A 19,936-nucleotide genomic window follows, 5' to 3' on the forward strand; every position below is an offset into this window, starting at 1 on the left:
CCTCAATTAGGTATGTTGAGCTTGAACAACCGTTGTGGCGATGACATGGAATATATCGTCTTCGCTGCAACCTCGGGACAAATCGTTGGCGGGTTTTGCCAGTCCCTGTAAAAGAGGCCCTATAGCTTTTGCGCCACTGAGTCTTTCTGCCAGTTTGTAGCCGATGTTTCCTGCTTCTAAATTAGGGAAAACGAGCACGTTGGCGTTGCCTTTTACGGTTGAATTTGGTGCCTTCTTATTAGCAACTTCTGCGACGATGGCGGCATCGAATTGCACATCTTCATCAATTGCCAGTTCAGGTCGTTGATATTTTACTCTTTTTGACGCATTTATCACTTTGTCTACCGAAGAATGTTGCGCACTTCCATTTGTTGAGAATGAAAGCATCGCGACTCTCGGTTCTACATTCAGAAGTTGCTGTGCGCTATTGGCTGCTGTGATCGCAATATTGGCAAGTTGTTCTTCGTTTGGATCCACCACCAAGCCGCAGTCTGTAAATATGAGTGGTCCTTTATGCTGGTGGAAAGGCTCACATAACATCATGATGAAAAAGCTCGACACGAGCGGGAATGCTTTGTTGGTGCCAATTAACTGAATGGCATTACGAACGACATCCGCTGTGGTGTATACCGATCCTGCGACCAGCCCATCAGCATAGCCCTCTCGTACAAGCATAGATGCAAAAACGAGCGGTTGACGAATCAATGCTTCAGCATCTTGTAGGCTGATCCCTTTGTGTTTCCTTAACTCATACAATGCTTTGCTCAACGGCTTGGTAAGTGAGCTATCGTCGATACAAATCAAGGTTAACCCAGACAACGATAGCCCTTGTGCCAAAGCTTGCGCTTCAAGATCTTTGTTGCTGCCAACCAATATTATCTCAGCGACCCCGAGTTGATGAGCCTTTAAACTGGCGTTGAGGATGCGCTTATCTTGTGCTTCGCACAACACGATCTTTTTTGGGTTGTTTCTTGCGGATTCGATGATCTTTTCAATTGCTTTCATAATAATAAAATTCCATTTATTGATACAATTTGTTCCGTAAATTGTAATTATGTGACAATGCTAGCGACTGATGCCCCATAGATCAATCTAAAATCCGCTATGTGGTATAAATCATATTGCTTTCTTGCTATAAGTGGTCTCGTGAGCAGTTGAAGAAGAAAATCGGAGAAATATGGACAGCCAGTCACCCACTCAGCCTCCAAAAGTGGAGGGTGATACGCCCACCTTGCGCCTTTTTGCTTTACTCGAAGTGATCGCGGAAAAGGACGAATTTTTCTCATTACAAAGCCTTGTCGAAGAAACGGGTTTGCCAAAGCCCACATTACACCGAATGCTTCAGCAGCTAGAGAGCGCTGGCATTGTTCAGCGTGACCATGATGACAGGCACTACAGCACCGGAATACGATTACGCCGTTTTGCGGAAAAGTTGCTACTGAACAGTACGATTCACAGTGCGAGGCACGCCGTGTTACTGCAATTGCAAAATGAAGTGGGAGAAAGCTGTAACCTTACGGCGCTTTCTGGGGGCGAAATTGTCTATGTTGATCGCGTAGAAACCCAAGCCCCACTTCGCTTTTATTTGCACCCCGGTTCTCGTGTGCCTGTGCATTGCAGTGCAACGGGTAAGCTTTTCCTCGCGAATATGAATGCCAAACAGCGCAGACGTGTGTTAACCACCACTGAATTAGAGCGTTACACCCAGCATACGAAAACCAACATTGAAGATTTGGAAGAAGAACTCGACCTCGTTAAGAACAATGGTTACGCCATCGATAACGAAGAGTTTTTACCCGGTCTGTTCTGTGTTGCTGTGTTAGTGCCTTCAAAACGTGGACGCTCTAATCTTGGTATTGCCATACAAGCGCCGATTATTCGCCTAAAACCAGAACAAGCTCTACATTTTCTTCCTGCTTTGCAGCGCGCAGCCAATGCATTGGCCAAAATAGAAGAGGAAGAAGATGAACGGTTGTCTGACAAATAGGTGAATGGGTGCAATACGTAGAGATTAAAATCGCAGTAGAAGAGCAGATTGAGTCTGGTTTATTACCTCCTGGGCAAAAACTGCCTCCGGAACGTAAATTAGCTGAGTCATTTAACACGACTCGAGTAACACTGCGAGAAGCACTATCGCTGCTTGAGATTGAAGGAAAAATCTACCGAGAAGATAGGCGAGGTTGGTTTATCTCGCCTCCGCCACTAAGCTACGACCCGGGTAAAGACTTCAGTTTTACGGCATTAGCGACGGCGAATGAAAGAAAGCCTAGAACCGAAGTTCTCACATCGAAAACCATTTTGGCGACCAAATACGCTTCTCAGATTTTGGATCTTCAACCTTTCTCTGATGTGCATAAAATTGAGAGGCTTCGTTACCTCGATGAACGCCCCGTCATGCATGTGACTCATTATGTTCAGCCTGACTATGCACCGAGCTTGCTCGATCACGACCTTACCTTTTCACTCAGTGGTATTTGCGCGAGTGAATTCGGTATTCACCCTGCATCGACTCAAATTCGGCTACGAACTACTTCACTGCTTGGAGACATTGCACAGTCTTTACGTGCAACACCGGGTGCCCCCGCAATGGTGATTGAGCGCTCTAGCTTAGACAGTTCCGGTGCGATCATTGATTGTCGCATCGAATATTGGCGACATGATGCGATCAGTATTGAATCGAGTGTGGAGCTGAAAAAATAGCTTATGTCGTTGTTTGCTATTGCGTTAGTGGTTTTCTCGGCGTTGCTGCACGCGAGTTGGAATATCATTGGCAAATCTAAACAAGGTGCTGGTGGTTCGTTTTTTCTTGCTTCGGCGTATGCTCCAACTCTTATCTTAGCCCCTTATACGTTTTGGTTTCTCTCTTCTCCCGAGATTTCATTGCCTTCCCAATTTTGGCTTTGGGTATGTGTGAGTGCGGTATTTCAAGCTGTTTACATGCTTGGGTTAGCGTACGCTTATCAGCGTGCCGATGTTGGCGTGATTTATCCTATCGCGAGAGCCACGCCAGTACTGATGGTTGGTATGGGGACGGTATTGTTAGGGCAGACATTGAGTGATGCTCAATGGATTGGCTTTACCTTAATTACCCTTGGCTGCCTGTTTGTTCCGCTCGTGACATTCAGCCAGTTTAGGCTATCCGATTACATGAATAGTGGTGTGGCTTGGGCGCTTGTCGCCGCAGTGGGGACAACGGGTTACTCCATTCTGGATAAAGTCGCGATAGACATTCTTACCACTGAAGTGAAGGAAGTTTACAGTGCGCAACAGGTGGCTATCTTCTATTTGGGCGTTCAGTTTGCATTTATGGCCGCGACATTAACCCTGACCTTTGCTTTAACGAAACAATGGCATGTCTTTCGAAAAGGTTGGGAAATGAAAAAGTCCGCCACCGTTGCAGGCGTCATGATGGGCGTAACGTACACCTTAGTTTTGTATGCCATGACGCTAACGGAAAACGTCAGCTTGGTGGTTGCTTTACGCCAGACCAGCATCATATTTGGGCTTTTATTGGGAATTATTTTCTTGAAAGAAAAGTGGCTGTATACAAGAGGTGTCGGGGTGGTGTGTATTGTCGTTGGACTTGTCTTGGCTCTTATTTGATGATCTGTGTAAAAACAAAAAAGTGCCCTGAAAAACAGGGCACTTTTGGTTATACTCCAACCACCTCAAAGTGCAGGATTCAGAGCTCTATCTTCTGTTTCAGTTCAAGGAGAAGAACGCAGTGGAATGACGAGTCCTTTCCAAGTTCTTTGACGATGAAATGGGACAGAAGATAAGCTCCCAAGGGCGAGTTTGCTTGGTTTTCATGCCGCGTTACCGATTCTAGATTTAGAACCACTAGACCTTCAAATCGGTGCCTTGCCTGAAAACTAAGCAATTCTCGCTGAACCTAGCACCTTGAGGTGGTTGGAGTATAAAACCTTGTTGGCTTACTTACCACGTTGCCAACCGTGGAATTTTTGAACCCATTCCAACAGTTTTTCTGGTGCGTTGGCTTTTTTCCATACCCCAGCAGTGTATTTCGCCGCTTCACTCATCGTTGGGTAAGGGTGAATCGTACCTAGAATTTTGTTCAAACCTAAGTTGTACTTCATGGCTAAAGTAAATTCAGCCAGCAATTCACCTGCTCCGTGCCCCACAATCGTGACACCCAAAATAGTGTCTTTTCCTTTTGGTGTGATCACTTTAATGAAGCCGATGTCTGCTCCATCGGTAATGGCGCGGTCTAGATCATCAATGCCATAAGTCGACACTTCGTAGTTAATGCCTTTGGCTTTTGCTTCGCTTTCGTTGATACCAACACGAGCGACTTCTGGTGTAGTGTACGTTGCCGCTGGCATCACACGGTAGTCGGCTTTAAATTTCTTAAACTGCCCAAACAAGCCATTTACGGCTGCATACCAAGCTTGGTGCGCGGCAGCGTGAGTCAATTGGAATGGGCCACACACATCGCCAACAGCGAAGATATTAGGGTACTTAGTTTGTAGGTATTCATTGACGTCAACCGTGCCACGATCCGTAACTTCAATGCCGAGCTCCTCTAAGCCAAAGCCTTTCACATTGGCAACGCGACCGAGTGCAAGTAACACTTTATCGAAGTAGACGCGTTTGGTTTCGCCCTGGTGTTCAAGCTCGGCAAACTGCCCCTGTTCATCACGGCCAAATTGCGCGGCTTTGTGACCCGTTAACAGGTTGACACCGTCTTCGGTTAAATGGCTTGCTACGAGATCAGACGCTTCTCTATCTTCACGAATTAGGATTTGTTCCGCCATTTCAACCAGAGCAACTTCAGATCCAAGTAGGCTAAAGCTTTGTGCAAGTTCGCAACCAATAGGACCGCCACCTAACACCAACAGTTTTTCAGGCTGCTCACGCAGTTCCCATACGTTGTCGGAAGTGAGGTATTCAACATCGCTTAAACCTGGGATACCCGGAACCAGTGGGCGAGCACCAGTTGCGATAACGATATTCTTCGTGGTGAGACGCTTACCATTTACTTCCACTTCCCAAGGGGATAGAACTTTCGCTTCGCCAGTCACACAATCGACACCCAGCGAAGAATAGCGCTCGATAGAATCGTGAGGTTCAATGTCCGCAATGACGTGTTGAACACGATCCATTACCGCGCCAAAATCGGCTTTCGCTTCTCCGGCATCAATTCCAAAGCGCTTCGCTTGAGAGATTTCCTTCATTGTGTGCGCGGCACGAATCAGTGCTTTAGAAGGCACACAACCTGTGTTCAAACAGTCACCGCCCATCTTATGGCGCTCAATCAAGGTGACTTTCGCTTTAACCGCGGCAGCAATGTAAGCTGAAACTAAACCACCAGAACCAGCACCGATAACCACCATGTTGGTATCGAATTTAGCGGGTTTCTTCCAGCCTTCATACACTTTACGAGCCGCAATAATATCGACCAGTTTCTTGGCAATTAATGGGAACAAACCAAGTAAAACAAATGAAAGCAAAATTGGTGGTGAAATAATGCCCGCTAACGAGTCGATTTCAGCAAGCTGAGTACCGGCGTTAACGTATACTGCTGTTCCCGCCAACATACCCAGTTGACTTACCCAGTAAAAATCGCGTGCTTTGATTGGCGTTAAGCCCATTAAAAGGTTAACGACAAAGAAAGGGAATACAGGGATTAGACGTAAAGTGAATAGGTAAAATTTACCTTGTTTTTCAACACCTTCGTTAATGGCTGATAAGCGCTCGCCGAATTTGTTTTGAACCCAATCGCGCAGTAAGAATCGGCTGAATAAGAACGCTAGTGTTGCCCCTACAGAGCTGGCGAATGAAACCAATAGCAAGCCCCAGCCAAATCCAAACAATGCGCCGCCTAATAACGTCATAATGGCTGCACCAGGCAGTGATAGCGCGGTCACGATGACGTAAATTACAAAGTAGGTCACACTGGAAAGCAGAGGGTTTTCAGCAATCAGAGAAGACAATTGTTCCTGCTGCTGTTTTGCTGTTTCCAAGGTTAGGAAGCGACCTAAATCTAGGCTAAACCATAAAACTATGAACCCAACAATCGCGAGTGCGAGAAGTATCTTTTTTTTGCTCATCACATTTCCTTCATTAGGTTGTTGGCAAAATTATCAACCACTTATATCCATCACGTGGTCTGGCTATAAGTGTAGTGAAACTGACTAATAAAAACAGGGCAAATACGTTCTTTTCCTTGAACTGAAACAGAAGATAACGCTCTGAATCCAGCATCTTGAGGAAGTTTGAGTACTCATTTACAGCACTGTTTTGAAGACTTGTTTTAAAAGACCCAGCAAAGCACAGGTTCATTTCACTTTTTTATGCTTTTTTTTAAAAAAAGGGATTCGCCTTATTCCTCAAGATTCTGAATAAGTCATCAGGGAAGCAAAAATGCATCTTGCTACGGATAATCAAACAGACCCTAGATACGAGGATCTGTGGCTAGAAGGAATGTCGTTTCATTGAACTGCTGGGTGCGACAAATCTTAGGGTCAATAGACCCTAACATGAACGGAAAGCTTGGAATGAGAGGGAAAACTCAGTGTGATTTAGGAGGATGATTACAGGTAATGGAGCGAGAAAACTCTTCCTGACACATTTGAGCGCGTGGCTCATTTTCATACAAACGGTAGAGGCGGCACATTTCCACCAATGTATCGCATGCCAAAAGATAACTTTTGTGACGAAAAGCCTGACCGCGGTCTGGGTTGTTCATCTCGTTAACCAGTGCATAGTGGAGCTTTTTCAATACTCGGATGGCACAATAGTCGTCACCGACTTCCTGTGATCGTCTCACCAGTTTTTGGCAGGCATCGTTATAGGCATGAAGTGCTCGCTCGCAGCCGTTGCTTTTAGTCAATACAGCTTCACACAGATACATTTCGGTTTTTAAATCTTGAGCCTTCAAGCGATAGTTATCGATATTGCGGAAAATCTGATGATGAAGTGAATCCATTTCTTTAACATCCCAAATGAGTGAAGTATTTTTTAAATGATAATCATTATCAATTGATAAATCTACACCCTTTTTTTGTTTTAAAAATTACGCGGTCGATCACGAAACTTTATTTCTGCTTAAATTTCATAAAAAATTCATATATATCATTGGTATACACCAATCATGGCTGGTGTTTAATTTTGTGGGAAATTTCGTGCTTCAAACCGCCAAACTTTGCTCGCCTCTGGTCTGGCAAGGCATCTAGAAATTGCAAAATTTTTTTCGCTTGTTCAGTTCTAATATGTAAAACGTCTTGAATTGATAATCATTATCAACTAGATCTATATAGCAAGATGTAGTGGTTAATTTTTGAACTGGATACAAGATATAGTTATGGACGTAATAAAACGCGACGGGCGAAAAGAGAAAACTAGCCTGGACAAAGTTACCCGAAGAGCAGAGGCACTGTCAGACGGTCTTAAGGTAGAACCTATAGCAGTGGCTCAAAAAGTAGTAAGTGGCCTGTATGATGGCATTAAGGTGACAGAGATTGATGTTTTCCTAGCAGAAACATCAGCCAGCTTGGCAGCAGAGCACCCAGATTATGCAAAGCTTGCAGCACGTGTGTTGGTGAGTTCACTTCAAAAAGAGACTCAAGGCTTCCAGTGGGCGACGAAGAAACTGGCCGAAATTGGCATTTTATCGGACGAATATGTTGCTCAAGTGCAGCGCCAAGGTCCTGAGCTTGCAGAACTCATTGATTACAAACGTGATTATCAGTTTGACTACTTCGGGTACAAAACGTTAGAGCGTTCATATCTGCTCAAAGCAGATGGTGTGATTATTGAACGTCCGCAAGACATGTACATGCGTGTTGCGATAGCAGTGGCCGGTGACAACATTGAGCAAATTAAAGAGCTCTACGACATGTTGAGCTTGGGCTATTACACTCACGCAACGCCAACGCTGTTCAATGCTGGCTGCAAAATGCAGCAACTTTCATCTTGTTTCCTTTTGGCCATGCAAGATGACTCCATTTCAGGCATCTACGACACGCTAAAAGATTGCGCGCTGATTTCAAAATCGGCGGGTGGAATTGGCTTACACATCCACAATATTCGGGCATCCGGCGCACCAATCATCGGTACGAACGGTATTTCGAATGGCATCATCCCGATGTTGAAAGTGTTCAATGAAACCGCTCGTTACGTAGATCAAGGCGGCGGTAAACGAAAAGGTTCTTTTGCGATTTACCTAGAACCTTGGCATGCCGACATTGAAGCTTTCCTAGACCTGCGAAAAAACCATGGTAAGGAAGAATTCCGTGCTCGTGACCTATTCCTGTCACTTTGGGTTCCAGACTTGTTTATGGAGCGCGTAGAGCAGGATGGTGATTGGACGTTGTTCAGTGAACACAGCGCGAAAGGGCTTTCTGACGTTTACGGTGATGAGTTTGTTGCCCTGTATGAGAAATATGAACGTGAAGGACTAGGGCTCAAAACAGTTAAAGCGCGTCAAATTATGACTCAAATTATTGAGTCTCAAGCAGAAACTGGCACGCCTTACATGTTGTATAAAGACTCGTGTAACGTGAAATCGAACCAAAAAAATCTGGGTACGATCAAGTCGAGTAACTTGTGTGCTGAGATCATGGAAGTATCGACAGCCAATGAAACCGCCGCTTGTAACTTGGCTTCACTGGCATTACCTAAATGCATTATTGACGGTGAGTTCGACTTCGAGAGGCTCCACGAAATCACCAAAATCGCGATTAAGAATTTAGATCGCGTGATTGATGTGAATTACCATCCAACAGACAAAATCGAAAAATCGAACCACGCTCACCGACCAGTTGGTTTGGGTATTCAAGGCTTGGCAGACGTATTCTTCAAGTTGCACTTACCTTATGACAGTGAAGAAGCGCGTGCTCTGAACCGCGATATTGCTGAAACCATGTATCACGCTTCTCTGGAAGCATCGTGTGAGTTAGCACAAGATCTGGGAACTTACAGCAGTTACGATGGCTCACCTGCCAGCCAAGGTATTTTCCAGTTTGATTTATGGAATGAACAACCGAGCGAGCGCTGGGATTGGTCTTCACTGAGAAACAACATTTCTCAACATGGTCTTCGCAACTCACTGTTGATTGCTCAAATGCCAACCGCATCTACTGCTCAAATCTTGGGTAACAATGAAGCATTTGAAGCGCAGACCAGCAATATCTATAAGCGTCAGACACTGTCTGGTGAGTTCATTATTGTTAACCGTCACTTGGTTAAAACGCTAGAAGAACGCGGCTTATGGACGGCAGCTGTTCGTGACTCCATCATTTTGAACAACGGTTCCTTACAAAATATTGCGTCGATACCTGAAGATGTAAAAGCGGTTTATCGTACGGTATGGGAACTTTCTCAAAAAGCGATCATCGACATGTCGGCAGATCGTGGCCCGTATGTATGTCAATCACAGAGCCTTAACCTATGGCTAGCATCTCCAACGTTTGCTCAGATTAACGCCATGCATTTCTACGCTTGGAAACGCGGACTGAAAACGGGCATGTACTACCTGAGATCCAAACCTTCTGCTAACGCGGTGAAGATGACCGTCGGTAACAACGATGAAGATTGCGTAGGCTGTGGTGCTTAGGTTAAACCGCCAGAACCAGAAAACGCTTTGTTTTAAATAGAACAATGATTTAAGGCGGGTATACCCTATCCGCCTGCTTAACAGGACAACACCATGATAGTAAAAAACAAGTTCAGCCTTTTTCCTATTCAGTACGAAGAAATTTGGCAAGCATACAAAACCCATGAAGCCGCTTTTTGGACCACTGAAGAATTAGACTTTGCTCAAGATCTGCCTGATCTACAAAAACTGACAGAAGGTGAGCAGCACTTTATCCGTCACGTGTTGGCATTCTTCGCACAAAGTGAAGGCATGATCAATGAGAACTTGTTGACCCGTTTTTACGGTGAGATTGAAATTGCAGAAGCGCGCTGCTTCCTTGCTCTGCAAGCATTCAATGAAGTTATTCACGCCGAAACATACGCGCTTCAATTGGAAACTTACATACCGGATGTCGAAGAGCGTGAGCGTTTGTTCAATGCCATCGACAACGTGCCAACGGTGAAGCGTAAAGCCCAATGGGTGATGAAGTGGATCTCTTCAGACAAACCACTAGCGATGCGCCTTATTGCGTTTGGTTTAGTGGAAGGGTTGTTCTTTGCGGGCAGTTTCTGTGCGATTTACTACTTCCGCAAGCGCGGTTTATTGGCGGGTCTTGCAGCAAGTAACGACCTAATCGCACGTGATGAAGGCTTGCACTTTAGCTTCTCGGCATTGCTATTTAAAACATTGGGTCAAGGTAAAGTGACTCAAGCGGAATTTGAAGAGATATGCCGTGAAGCGGTATCTATCGAAAAAGAGTTTGTGACAGAAGCATTGCCTGTGGATCTGATTGGTATGAATGCGGATCTAATGTGCCAATACATTGAACATACTGCTGATGTTATCGCTGGGCTATTTGGATTTAACCCTGTTTTTGGCTCAGAGAACCCATTTGATTACATGCGCCTTCTTGATATGGAAGGGAAAACCAATTTCTTTGAAAAACGTGTGACCGAATATAAGCGTCCACAAGATCGTCAACTGGCATTTGATGCCGATTTCTAACAGGAGTGGAAAATGCAAATAGAGATGTTTAGCAAGGACAACTGTCCACAATGTGTCACAGCGGCAAATTGGATTGCTCAGCAGGGTATGAAGCTTCATCAACTGAAGTTAGATAAAGACTTCGACCGTGAATCCTTATTTGAACTCTTCCCAACAGCGCGCAGCTATCCGCAGTTTAGAGTGAATGGCGAAGCGGTAGGCGATTTTGAATCGCTGAAAAGACAGTTGGCCTTTGCATCAGAAGCAGCATTTTAACTTCCGTGCAGCGGTTAAGTTAGATACAGAAGATTCTGAAAACAAAAATGGCGGCACATGGTGCCGCCATTTTTATGAGCGTTACATTAGTTTTTATGAGAGTTACACCGGTTTTTATAAACGTTACACTGGCGGCTACAATGTCGTGGTATCGAACTGGTAGGTTTGTATATCAACTTTTTTCTGCTGAGGCTTAACTTCTAACGGAACCAAAACGGTGAAGCGTGCGCCACCTAATTCACTGTCATCGACTGAGATGGTCCAGTTTAGAGTCTTAGCGGCACTTGCTGCTATGGCTAACCCAAGTCCAAACCCGCCACTGTCGGCATTTCGGCTTCTATCTAAGCGAGAAAATGCCATAAAGATCTCTTTGCGTTTATCAAGCGGGATACCCGGTCCATCATCTTCAATATCTATAGCCCAGTGAGTTTTGAAACAGGTTAGGCTCAGCCTAACTTTTTCTTTACCATAACGAGTAGCGTTGGTTATGAAGTTGTCTATTACGAGCTGACAGAGTGTTTCATCCGCATTAAGAACCGTGTTGCCCGTTTTACAATTAACAACATACTCTCCCTGACATTCCGTAATTTTGTTTAGACGGTCGCTGCAAAAATCGGAAATATAAATGTCGGAATTCTTGCTGGCCTTATCGATGCTCCCTGCCAAATTCAATTTAGAGAGCTGCACAATTTTGGTCGACAGTTCTTTTATGTCGTCGACGTAAGTATCGATGTTATTGAAGATGGCTCTATCTTGAATTGGAGTCTGTATTCTAGCGAGGTCGGAAGCCATCTGTATACGGCTTAGCGGCGTACGAATTTCGTGAGGAATGGCTTGGGTGAAGATTTGGCTTTGGCGAACTCGGCTCTCGATGTCTTCCGCCATGCTATTAAATCCGTCAGCTAATTCCCGAATAGGATGTGAATACCGCTCTGTAGTACGGGTTGTTAAACAGCCTTGACCAAATTTACGTTGAGCGCTGACCAACAGGTTAATTTGCTTTTGAATCCTACGGACCGGCATGTAAATGAGCGCGCCTAAGCTCACCACTAGTGTTGCTAATAGTGCGAGTACGAAATGAATTTCTGAGTTTTCGTACCACTCAAACTGAGGTTCAAAAAATTCGCCATGTTCACTGAAAAACAAGCTGGACGAAGAGTTAGGTATGGGCATGACAACGGCAAAGTGACAACCGTTTATGAGGTATACCGGTAACCCTTTCATGTAAAACATGAATTCGCAATTAGCACAGGGTTTACTCTCATCCCAGTCTTTGAGCAGCGCCATATCAAAAATGTAAAAGCGCTGCTTACCTGTTCGTTCCAGTTCTTTGTATAACGAGTTGGGTTGCCCCCTTTCCTCAATGTATTGATTGACGAAAAAGCTCGCGTCGTTGAGGAATATCTCGACATCAGTGCGATGCATGTATTCTTCACCGAGATGGAGGAAAACCATAACGGTTAACCCTAACCCGGCGACAATACCAAGATACAGCCGAGTGAACATGGAATTGAAAATTTTAAACATGAGTCAGCATGTAACCCTGATTTCTAACTGTTTTAATGAACGCGGTTGTAACGTTCGCCATTGAAAACTTTTTACGTAAACCAGAAACGCGCATGTCGATAGATCGATCATTAAAATTGTATTCAATGCCGCGAGCAGACTGGCAGAAAATTTCTCGTGAAACGGGCTTGTTCGAGTTCTCTAACAGCAAGTGCAAAATATCGAATTCTGACTCAGTAAGATTGAGCTTAGTTTCGTGATAGCACGCAATTTTTCGGGTTAGACATAGCGAAATGCCGTAGTTTGAAAGAGATTGAGGATCCGGTGCTGATTGGGATTTTTGATAGCGCCTTAAAAGGGCTTCAATCCGAGCAACAAGAATATGACCGCGAACGGGTTTGGTGATGTAGTCGTCTGCCCCAAATTTAAATAGGCTTACTTCAGTAAGTTCATCTTCTGAAGCAGTTAGAACGACGATCATACCATCGTAAAACTCCCGAATTTCTTGGCATATGGTTGCGCCGTCTTTTCCGGGTAACATGAGATCTAAAATCACAAGATCTGGGGAAGTATTTTTAACCGCGTCGACAGCATCCAAACCGTCGCAGATAGCGTCTACCTTATAGCCTTCGGCTTCGAGGTACATCTTAGTCAGGCGAGATATTTCCTTATCATCTTCAACCAATAAAATTCTACAATTTGGCATCTTGATATGGTCTTTATATATATTGCGAGGTGAGTATATAGAATGTGAATTGTATCGCAAGAGTGAGAAAGGAAAAAAATTTCTCATTGTAAATAGCGAAACCCTTACGCGTTCTTACATATGAGATGTTTTAAATACATTCACCTGCATTTCATGCTGTAAACAAATAACGAACCCTTTAAATGCAGAGTTTTGTACCAAACCTTCTTGAATGTTTTTCATGTATACAATTGATAGAAATGTAATACATTCTTTTACAAAAGTGTCAGTATTCAGAGGTAACCCACGGTCATATGAGTAGCCGCGATTTTCACTTAAGAAGTATTTGATTACACCAGCCTTTATTCCAAGGAAGCTTTTGGCGATCGAGACCATTTGATGATGGCTCGTAAATTCATTGAAAAGAAAATGATGTTGGCAATGATCATGGCTAGGCTGTCAGTGAGGTAACCAACCACTACCCAGCTACTGTTACCGCACATCATTAGCATGAAGCCTATTCTGTTTTTATTGCCAATCTGCCAAATGGCCAAAAAAGTTAGCACCATTGCGAGCCAGTCTATTCCATAGTATTGCGAGTAATCCATCAATGTTCTTCTCTATTTTATAAGCAGGTAGGTTCGTATTGAGCAGAATACAGCAAGATTGGTCAGGCGCAATAAGCATCAAAATAAGATATTAGGAATCGAACAAAGGAGAGGATGTGAAGAACCAATACGATAGAAAAATGAAAAACGTCTGCGAGTTTATCCATCAAAACTTGGACCAATGTTTGACGGTAAAACGGTTAAGCCAAGTAGCTCATTTTTCTGAATATCACTTCCATCGACAGTTTAGTGCGTATTTTGGTGTCAGCGTAGCAAAATACATTACCCAAACTCGCCTAAAAAGAGCCTCCTATGAGCTGTGTTTTCTGAAAGAGAAAAGCATTACAGACATTGCGATGGATGCGAAATATGAGTTTTCTGAATCATTTTCTCGTGCGTTCAAAAAAGAGTATGGCATATCGCCAATGGCTTTTCGCATGAATCCGGATTGGCTGTCATGGAACCAGAAAATGAAGAAGACAACAATACCAACGGTGAGCGTGATGAATGTAAATATTACTGACTTTAAAGAAACAAAAGTAGCTGTATTAGAACACTTAGGACCTGCTGAGAAAGTGAATGAGTCCGTGATGAAGTTTGTCCAATGGCGAAAATCGACGGGGTTATCTCCCATCTCTCAGAGCCGAACGTTTGGGCTCATTTATCATGATCCGGCGATCGTTGAACCGAATGAATTCCGTTTCGATATCTGTGGTGAAGTGTTAAAGCCAATCCCAAATAATGAATTTAGTGTGGTGAACAAAACCATACCACAAGGGCGAGTAGCCGTTTTAAGGCACACCGGATCTCATGATCTTATGGACGAGAAGGTGCACTATCTTTACGGAAAGTGGTTACCAGAGAGTGGTGAGGAGACGGGAGATTTCCCATGCTTTTTCCACTATCATAATTTCTTTCCGGAAGTGGCTGAGCATGAATTAATTACCGATATTTTCTTGCCACTTTCGGGAAGAACATAAGACTGTTCTCTTTACGGTTTGAATATTGAAAAGGGCACAGTGAAGTGCCCTTTTTATGTCCATCATGTTGCTGGCAGAGGCTCAGGATGTTGTGCCTCTTCTTTTAGGTTTCTAAGGCTCTTAATTAACATAGGCAACACGATAACCGTAAGAGCAATGTTCGAAGCAGGTACTGATAGCCAAATGCCATCTACACCAAGATATTTCGGTAAAATCCATAAAAAGGGCAGTTGGATAAACATATTCCCAGCTGAGACAAATAAGGCTTTGCCCCCAAGACCTATTGCCATAAAGTAAACAGAAGCAGCAAATAAGAAACCATCTAAGTAAATGCCTAGCAAGTGAAGTTTAACGCCCTGCGCTGTTGCATCAGTTAATGCCACATCACCCGTGGTAAATAAAGAAATAGCAGCTAGTGGATATACATTCACCAGCAGCACCACAACAATACCTAACCCTACGGATACTGCCAGAGCCAGCTTGACTGTCTTAATGATATTGTCGTATTGCTTAGCACCAAAATAGTAACTCACTGGGGGCTGCATTCCATTGGCTATCCCTTCCGTGAAGTAGTAATACAAACTGGCTATGTAACCGACGATGGCAAAGGCCGCGACATGAGTTGCATCGCCGTACATCATAAATAGCTTATTGTGCAGTGCTAATACAAAGCCGAAGTATATGAACATAACTAAGCTAGATGCGCCCAATTCAAAGATTTGCTTAGCAATTTTGAATGAGAACTTTCCTTGGTTCAAAGAAGCTTCGGAATGCTTGCTGATAAAATACCAAAGGGCTAAAAGGCACGTTGCTAGTTGTGCTATTAACGTAGCGATGGCTGCCCCTTTTAATCCCATATTGAGGTGTGCCAAAAACACATAGTCCAGCAAAATATTGGCTAACGCTCCTACGACAATAAAGGCTGTCGCTAGATTAGGGCTATTATCGTTTCTAACTAACATCGGAAGTGCGGCAGCGCCAATAGTCAACACCGTTCCCATAGTTAATATGTCAATGTAATCTTCTGCGAATGCTCTTGGTGTATTTGAAGCACCTTGGATGGACAATATTGAGTCGCTCGAAATCACCAGAAATATTGCCCCTACCATCCCTGTAATGAGAACAAGAAAGATGGATGTGAATAATGAATGGTTAACGGACTGAGTGTTTCCCTCTCCACGCTTGATAGATATAACACTGCCGCCACCCATGCCAATTAATAACCCAATCCCAATAACAACCGCCAGAACAGGGAATGCCATATTGATCCCCGCAAGCCCTTCTCCTCCAACGTAATGACCGACAAAAATCCCGTCAATGACTTGATAAAGACCACTCACTACCATAGCAACGATAGACGGAACGGCGTAACGCCAAAACGTACTCGTTACAGAGTCATTTTTTTGAGAGGCAGTGATTTGAGACATGGCGCGATACCTAATTACGTTGATCAAATTTGAAATCGATTATATTTCTAATGTGGATAGATAAAAGTTACTATCTATCCGTATTTCGGATAGTTTGAGGTGATAACGTGAATTGGACTTTAGATCAGATTGAAGCGTTTGTGACGGCGGCTCATACTGGGTCATTTTCTGCCGCAGCCCGAAAAATGGGAAAGGCACAATCTCGGGTGAGCAGTGCCATCTCCAATCTAGAGGCGGATCTGGGGTTTGAACTCTTTGATCGTTCCGCTCGTTTTCCTGTTTTAACCGAGTTGGGCAAGCAAATGCTCATCGACGCTGAAGCGCTTTTGCAGCAAAGCCAAAAGCTGAATAGCCGAGCACTAGCGGCTTCTTCCGGTGAACCTATCGCCTTAAAGCTGACGGTAGATGAAGCAATCCCACTTGATACCGCCCATTCAATATTCACTAACCTTGGAGAGCGTTTTCCCAATCTTAGGCTGACAATCACCAACGGTTCGCGTGATGATATCTCGGTAGCGATTGCAGAAAAGAAAGCCGATATCGGGCTTATGTTTCGTCAAAGTGATTTACCAACAGAAGTGGATTTTCAATCCATCGGGTACTTTGAAAAGGTGCTGATTATTGGCGAAGATCATCCGTTAGCGGGTGAGCAAGAAGTCTCGTTATCGGATTTGTATGGAGACAGGCAATTCGTTATTTGCGACCGTTCCGGAGAGGGAGGCGATAAGGCACTAACGCCGAACCATTGGCACATAGACAGTTACTATTTAATTTGCGATTTGGTGGCGCGTAACCAAGGTTGGGCTATTGTTCCTCAGCACATCGCTGACTCAGATTGGTTTTTAGGACAGGTCAAAACCATGGCATGTAAAGATTCCTTTGCAGAAATGATGGTAGAAGTTGGGCTAGTAAAGCGAATTGATAGCCAAATTAGCGAAGTAAAAAGCTGGTTGATTAAAGAACTGAAAGAGATGATGGCGAATCGTGCTTAACCAGTGCTGTCTTCCATAAAAAATGCCCTGCAAGCGGGAAACCATGCAGGGCATAAAGGCAGCTTTTCGGAATTACTTCAAATTCAGGCTATAGGAAATAAGCAGTTTTACGTCATTACGGTCTTGCTTATGTACCACATCACTACCGCGGAACATGCCGTGGAATAGACGAACATTAAGCCCTTTCAACCCGCCATCCAAAAACTTATACCCAAGATTCCAATCTAACGAGTGCATGGTGCCATCGTATTCTTTCTCAATTTTGCTCGAGCGAACGTTAGTGCCATAGTTTGCACCAAGACCAGCGGTTAAGCCTGCAACACCAAAATCAGCAAAGTTGTAGTTCACAGCAAGCTTCGCGGCTTTTGTACCATCAACGTTATAGTCCTCTAGCTGAGAGGTGGTTTGTTGGAAATTGCGGTTGTCGGAGTTTGCCCAAGGCGTAAGGCGGAAGTTATACCCAACTTCTTGACCTTTCGTGTCGGTGGCGCTTAAACCAGCAATCCAGGTGAAGTTACCGCTTTTGATGTTCGCGCCCAAGCCAACGTAACTTTGCGTTTCCTGATCTTTAAGACCTGTCAGCTCAGTTTCGGCGCGGATACTGCCGTGGTAAAAACCGGTCAGGTTGACTTTTGCATCGCCCATGTCGAAGCCGTATTTACCCAAAACTTGCCAGTTAGTGCGGTAATCTTTACCTTCACCGTAGCCTAAATCAATCTGACCACCATCAAACTTATAGATGCCACCGACTGTGTGAATGTAGTCGATGATCTTGCCTTGTTTGCCACCAGGGTGTTGGTTTTGGTGCCAAGTTGTCGTCATATCGTGGAAGTTTTTACGCCAGTCATTTTTGAACTTGTCCGCGATGGCGTAACCGACAACGAAATCACCAAAGTGCGCTTTGGCTTCTAGGCCGCGGTAAGAATGTGGGTTTAATCCCCAGCTCGAACGGATCGTACCGATATTGATTCGGGTATAACCACCGCGAAGCGCAAGACCTGTATCGTCGTCGCCAAATTTGGCTTTAAGCGACGCTACTGGAACTGCCACATAAGATTTTTCGCACGCTTTGCCATCGTAAGAAGGGTTGTTTTCACAGGTGTGATCGTAGTAAAGAATTTCGGATTGACCCGTTGTGTCGCCTAACTGCAAGTTGGTGTTCGCCCAAATATCGATGCCAACCGTATCTTTGAAATACCCAGAACGGTAATCCCAAGCCAATTGTAGGGTTTGATTTTCAATATTCGGAACGTACTCACCGTTGTCGTCTTTTTGCTGACGATCTCGGATGTATAAGAAAGAGTGCAGCTTGGATGAAGAGTCTTCATAAAAGGCTTGTTTTGCTTCATCGGCAAGGTTCAGTGCCGCAGCACTTTGGTTGAGTACATCATTTGGATCATTGTCATTTGCGTGTACAGGCAGTGCCGCCATTGCAACCAAAATGGAGGTACTGAGTAGGGAAAGTGGAGCTTTGTTTATCGTGTTCATAACCATATCCATCAGTTATTGATTAGTCTGTGAATAATCACATTAATAATTTTATAAAAACGGTGGTTTTTTAAAATAGAAACGATGTTTTAAATATACAAAATAAGGCTTAGATCATAGTTAAGTGCTGAGATTAGAAGCCGATCACAATCTGAATGTGGCGAGGAGAAAGGAAAGACATGAACACTTAAGTATTTGATTGGTAAATCGAATATGGGGTTTCCATACGAAGTGCAATGTGGCTTTGCTTGCGTGACATCACTTTTTACTCAAAGTGGCATTGAACGTTTTTCTGTGACATCTATCAATAAAGGTCGCCAATTTACTCGAAAATCTCCAATTAAACAGCAGCAATGTAGAGAAAGTAATTTCGTGCTTAGGCTTATTTTTAATCAATTCCCTCTTCTAAGAATTGAGTGTAAGTTACTATTATATTAATAAAAACTGACTAGAATGAACCAAGTGAAAAATACTTCGACCGATGAATCCCGTGGAATAATGGCATCTATTATGGCGTCCGTTGGGTTTGCCATGATGCCCGCCTATGTGACTTTTCAGCCAGAGATTACAGGCATTCCGACCGATTTTGGTATGGGGAATTGGTTGGCTGGTCAGCGAATATTATGGGGTTCGATACTCTTATTATTTGGTCTTGCCCTATTTGGACGATTACCCACGTTTTGGTCTTTCTTTTCCCAGTGGCGACTGTGGCCGAGATACATGTTATCCGCGATTCTTATTGCCCCTCAGCTTTGGGTTTTTGTTTGGGCACCTCTTCAAGGGGAAACACTTTCTGTTGCGCTTGGCTATTTTTGCTTGCCCCTAACGTTAGCCGCAGTTGCACATTTTGTTTACAAGGAAAGCATTACTCGGAAGCAGTTGATCGCATGCGCTTTCGCCGCCTGTGGAGTAGCTTACGCTTACGCGATGGCCGACGGAGTTTCTTGGATAGTATTTTTGATTTGCTTTGGTTATCCCATGTATTTTATGTTTCGCCGTAAATATAAAATCAGTAGTGACATGTCTTTCAGTTTAGAGAATGTTTTTCTATTGCCGTTTGCCATTATTGGTATGGCTCTGACTTACCCAATTGAGTCTTGGGGAGCCATTGCACCAAGCGCATGGCTGTATTATCTCGGTTTGGCCTTTACGGGGATTATCCCAATTATTCTCTTTTTCTATGCGTCGCAGCTATTGCCAATGACTCTATTTGGACTACTGGGTTATTTGGAGCCTGTGCTGGTTTTTTGTGTTGCGTTGGTATTAGGGGAGCGTATTGCGTTGATCCAGTGGCCAACCTATCTTGCGATTATGGTAGCGTTGGCCATTGTTGCGTTAGAACAGTTGAAATTACGACGATCGTTAGGCTAGGTCAACAGACCCTAATACGCC

The 19,936-nt window shown here is 44.1% G+C and carries 17 protein-coding genes; 9 read left to right on the forward strand and 8 right to left on the reverse strand.

What is annotated here, in order from left to right; genetic code table 11:
* Nucleotides 1–6: 6 nt before the first annotated feature.
* Nucleotides 7–1,005 (reverse strand): phosphate acetyltransferase, encoded by a 999-nt coding sequence (gene pta / locus LDO37_RS19470; protein ID WP_126606505.1) that lies wholly within the window; start codon nucleotides 1,003–1,005, stop codon nucleotides 7–9.
* Between the two features lie 172 nt (nucleotides 1,006–1,177).
* Here pta and LDO37_RS19475 point away from each other — a divergent pair, with 172 nt between their 5' ends.
* The 3 genes from LDO37_RS19475 to LDO37_RS19485 are packed head-to-tail and all read left to right on the forward strand — an operon-like array spanning nucleotide 1,178 to nucleotide 3,603.
* Nucleotides 1,178–1,987, forward strand: a complete 810-nt coding sequence (locus LDO37_RS19475) for an IclR family transcriptional regulator (RefSeq protein WP_101110356.1) — start codon at nucleotides 1,178–1,180, stop codon at nucleotides 1,985–1,987.
* A gap of 8 nt (nucleotides 1,988–1,995) precedes the next feature.
* Nucleotides 1,996–2,700 carry a UTRA domain-containing protein gene (locus LDO37_RS19480; protein WP_126606506.1) on the forward strand — a complete coding sequence of 235 codons (705 nt, stop codon included), beginning with the start codon at nucleotides 1,996–1,998 and terminating at the stop codon, nucleotides 2,698–2,700.
* A gap of 3 nt (nucleotides 2,701–2,703) precedes the next feature.
* Nucleotides 2,704–3,603 carry an EamA family transporter gene (locus tag LDO37_RS19485; RefSeq protein WP_126606507.1) on the forward strand — a complete coding sequence of 300 codons (900 nt, stop codon included), beginning with the start codon at nucleotides 2,704–2,706 and terminating at the stop codon, nucleotides 3,601–3,603.
* A 329-nt stretch (nucleotides 3,604–3,932) separates the two neighbouring features.
* Here LDO37_RS19485 and lpdA read toward each other — a convergent pair whose 3' ends face one another.
* Nucleotides 3,933–6,071, reverse strand: coding sequence for a dihydrolipoyl dehydrogenase (gene lpdA, locus LDO37_RS19490; RefSeq protein WP_126606508.1), 2,139 nt, complete (start codon nucleotides 6,069–6,071; stop codon nucleotides 3,933–3,935).
* Between the two features lie 461 nt (nucleotides 6,072–6,532).
* Nucleotides 6,533–6,949: a hypothetical protein gene (locus LDO37_RS19495; RefSeq protein WP_101110349.1), complete on the reverse strand. Its 417-nt coding sequence runs from the start codon at nucleotides 6,947–6,949 to the stop codon at nucleotides 6,533–6,535.
* 375 nt (nucleotides 6,950–7,324) lie between these two features.
* Between LDO37_RS19495 and LDO37_RS19500 the strand changes: the two genes are divergently transcribed.
* The 3 genes from LDO37_RS19500 to LDO37_RS19510 all read left to right on the forward strand — a co-directional run bounded on the left by LDO37_RS19500 (nucleotide 7,325) and on the right by LDO37_RS19510 (nucleotide 10,858).
* Nucleotides 7,325–9,577, forward strand: a complete 2,253-nt coding sequence (locus tag LDO37_RS19500; protein ID WP_126606509.1) for a ribonucleoside-diphosphate reductase subunit alpha — start codon at nucleotides 7,325–7,327, stop codon at nucleotides 9,575–9,577.
* A gap of 93 nt (nucleotides 9,578–9,670) precedes the next feature.
* Entirely contained in the window at nucleotides 9,671–10,603 is a 933-nt protein-coding gene (locus LDO37_RS19505; protein ID WP_101110345.1) for a ribonucleotide-diphosphate reductase subunit beta, read from the forward strand.
* A gap of 12 nt (nucleotides 10,604–10,615) precedes the next feature.
* Nucleotides 10,616–10,858, forward strand: coding sequence for a glutaredoxin family protein (locus LDO37_RS19510; RefSeq protein ID WP_101110343.1), 243 nt, complete (start codon nucleotides 10,616–10,618; stop codon nucleotides 10,856–10,858).
* Between the two features lie 135 nt (nucleotides 10,859–10,993).
* On the opposite strand, the gene LDO37_RS19515 is transcribed toward LDO37_RS19510, so the two are convergent.
* From LDO37_RS19515 to LDO37_RS19525, 3 genes are all read right to left on the reverse strand, one after another.
* Complete coding sequence (locus tag LDO37_RS19515; protein WP_126606510.1) at nucleotides 10,994–12,385, reverse strand: ATP-binding protein; 1,392 nt, start codon at nucleotides 12,383–12,385, stop codon at nucleotides 10,994–10,996.
* Nucleotides 12,378–13,070, reverse strand: coding sequence for a response regulator transcription factor (locus tag LDO37_RS19520; RefSeq protein WP_101110339.1), 693 nt, complete (start codon nucleotides 13,068–13,070; stop codon nucleotides 12,378–12,380). Before LDO37_RS19520 ends, LDO37_RS19515 begins: the two co-directional genes overlap by 8 nt.
* A gap of 341 nt (nucleotides 13,071–13,411) precedes the next feature.
* Nucleotides 13,412–13,657, reverse strand: coding sequence for a PnuC protein (locus LDO37_RS19525; RefSeq protein ID WP_126606511.1), 246 nt, complete (start codon nucleotides 13,655–13,657; stop codon nucleotides 13,412–13,414).
* A 116-nt stretch (nucleotides 13,658–13,773) separates the two neighbouring features.
* Here LDO37_RS19525 and LDO37_RS19530 point away from each other — a divergent pair, with 116 nt between their 5' ends.
* Nucleotides 13,774–14,637, forward strand: coding sequence for an AraC family transcriptional regulator (locus LDO37_RS19530; RefSeq protein ID WP_221768503.1), 864 nt, complete (start codon nucleotides 13,774–13,776; stop codon nucleotides 14,635–14,637).
* Nucleotides 14,638–14,699: 62 nt separating this feature from the next.
* Here the strand turns inward: LDO37_RS19530 and LDO37_RS19535 are convergent, their stop codons facing one another.
* The gene (locus tag LDO37_RS19535; RefSeq protein ID WP_126606512.1) at nucleotides 14,700–16,064 is read right to left on the reverse strand and encodes an MATE family efflux transporter; all 1,365 of its coding nucleotides are present in this window, start codon (nucleotides 16,062–16,064) and stop codon (nucleotides 14,700–14,702) included.
* A gap of 107 nt (nucleotides 16,065–16,171) precedes the next feature.
* Between LDO37_RS19535 and LDO37_RS19540 the strand changes: the two genes are divergently transcribed.
* On the forward strand, nucleotides 16,172–17,056 hold the full coding sequence (locus tag LDO37_RS19540; RefSeq protein WP_126606513.1) for a LysR family transcriptional regulator: 885 nt from the start codon (nucleotides 16,172–16,174) through the stop codon (nucleotides 17,054–17,056).
* A gap of 72 nt (nucleotides 17,057–17,128) precedes the next feature.
* Here LDO37_RS19540 and LDO37_RS19545 read toward each other — a convergent pair whose 3' ends face one another.
* Entirely contained in the window at nucleotides 17,129–18,544 is a 1,416-nt protein-coding gene (locus tag LDO37_RS19545) for an OprD family outer membrane porin (RefSeq protein WP_399481715.1), read from the reverse strand.
* Nucleotides 18,545–19,006: 462 nt separating this feature from the next.
* On the opposite strand from LDO37_RS19545, the gene LDO37_RS19550 reads away from it, so the two are divergent.
* Entirely contained in the window at nucleotides 19,007–19,915 is a 909-nt protein-coding gene (locus tag LDO37_RS19550; protein WP_399481717.1) for an EamA family transporter, read from the forward strand.
* The last annotated feature ends 21 nt before the right edge of the window (nucleotides 19,916–19,936 follow it).

Source organism: Vibrio penaeicida (genome assembly GCF_019977755.1).
Classification (GTDB): domain Bacteria; phylum Pseudomonadota; class Gammaproteobacteria; order Enterobacterales; family Vibrionaceae; genus Vibrio; species Vibrio penaeicida.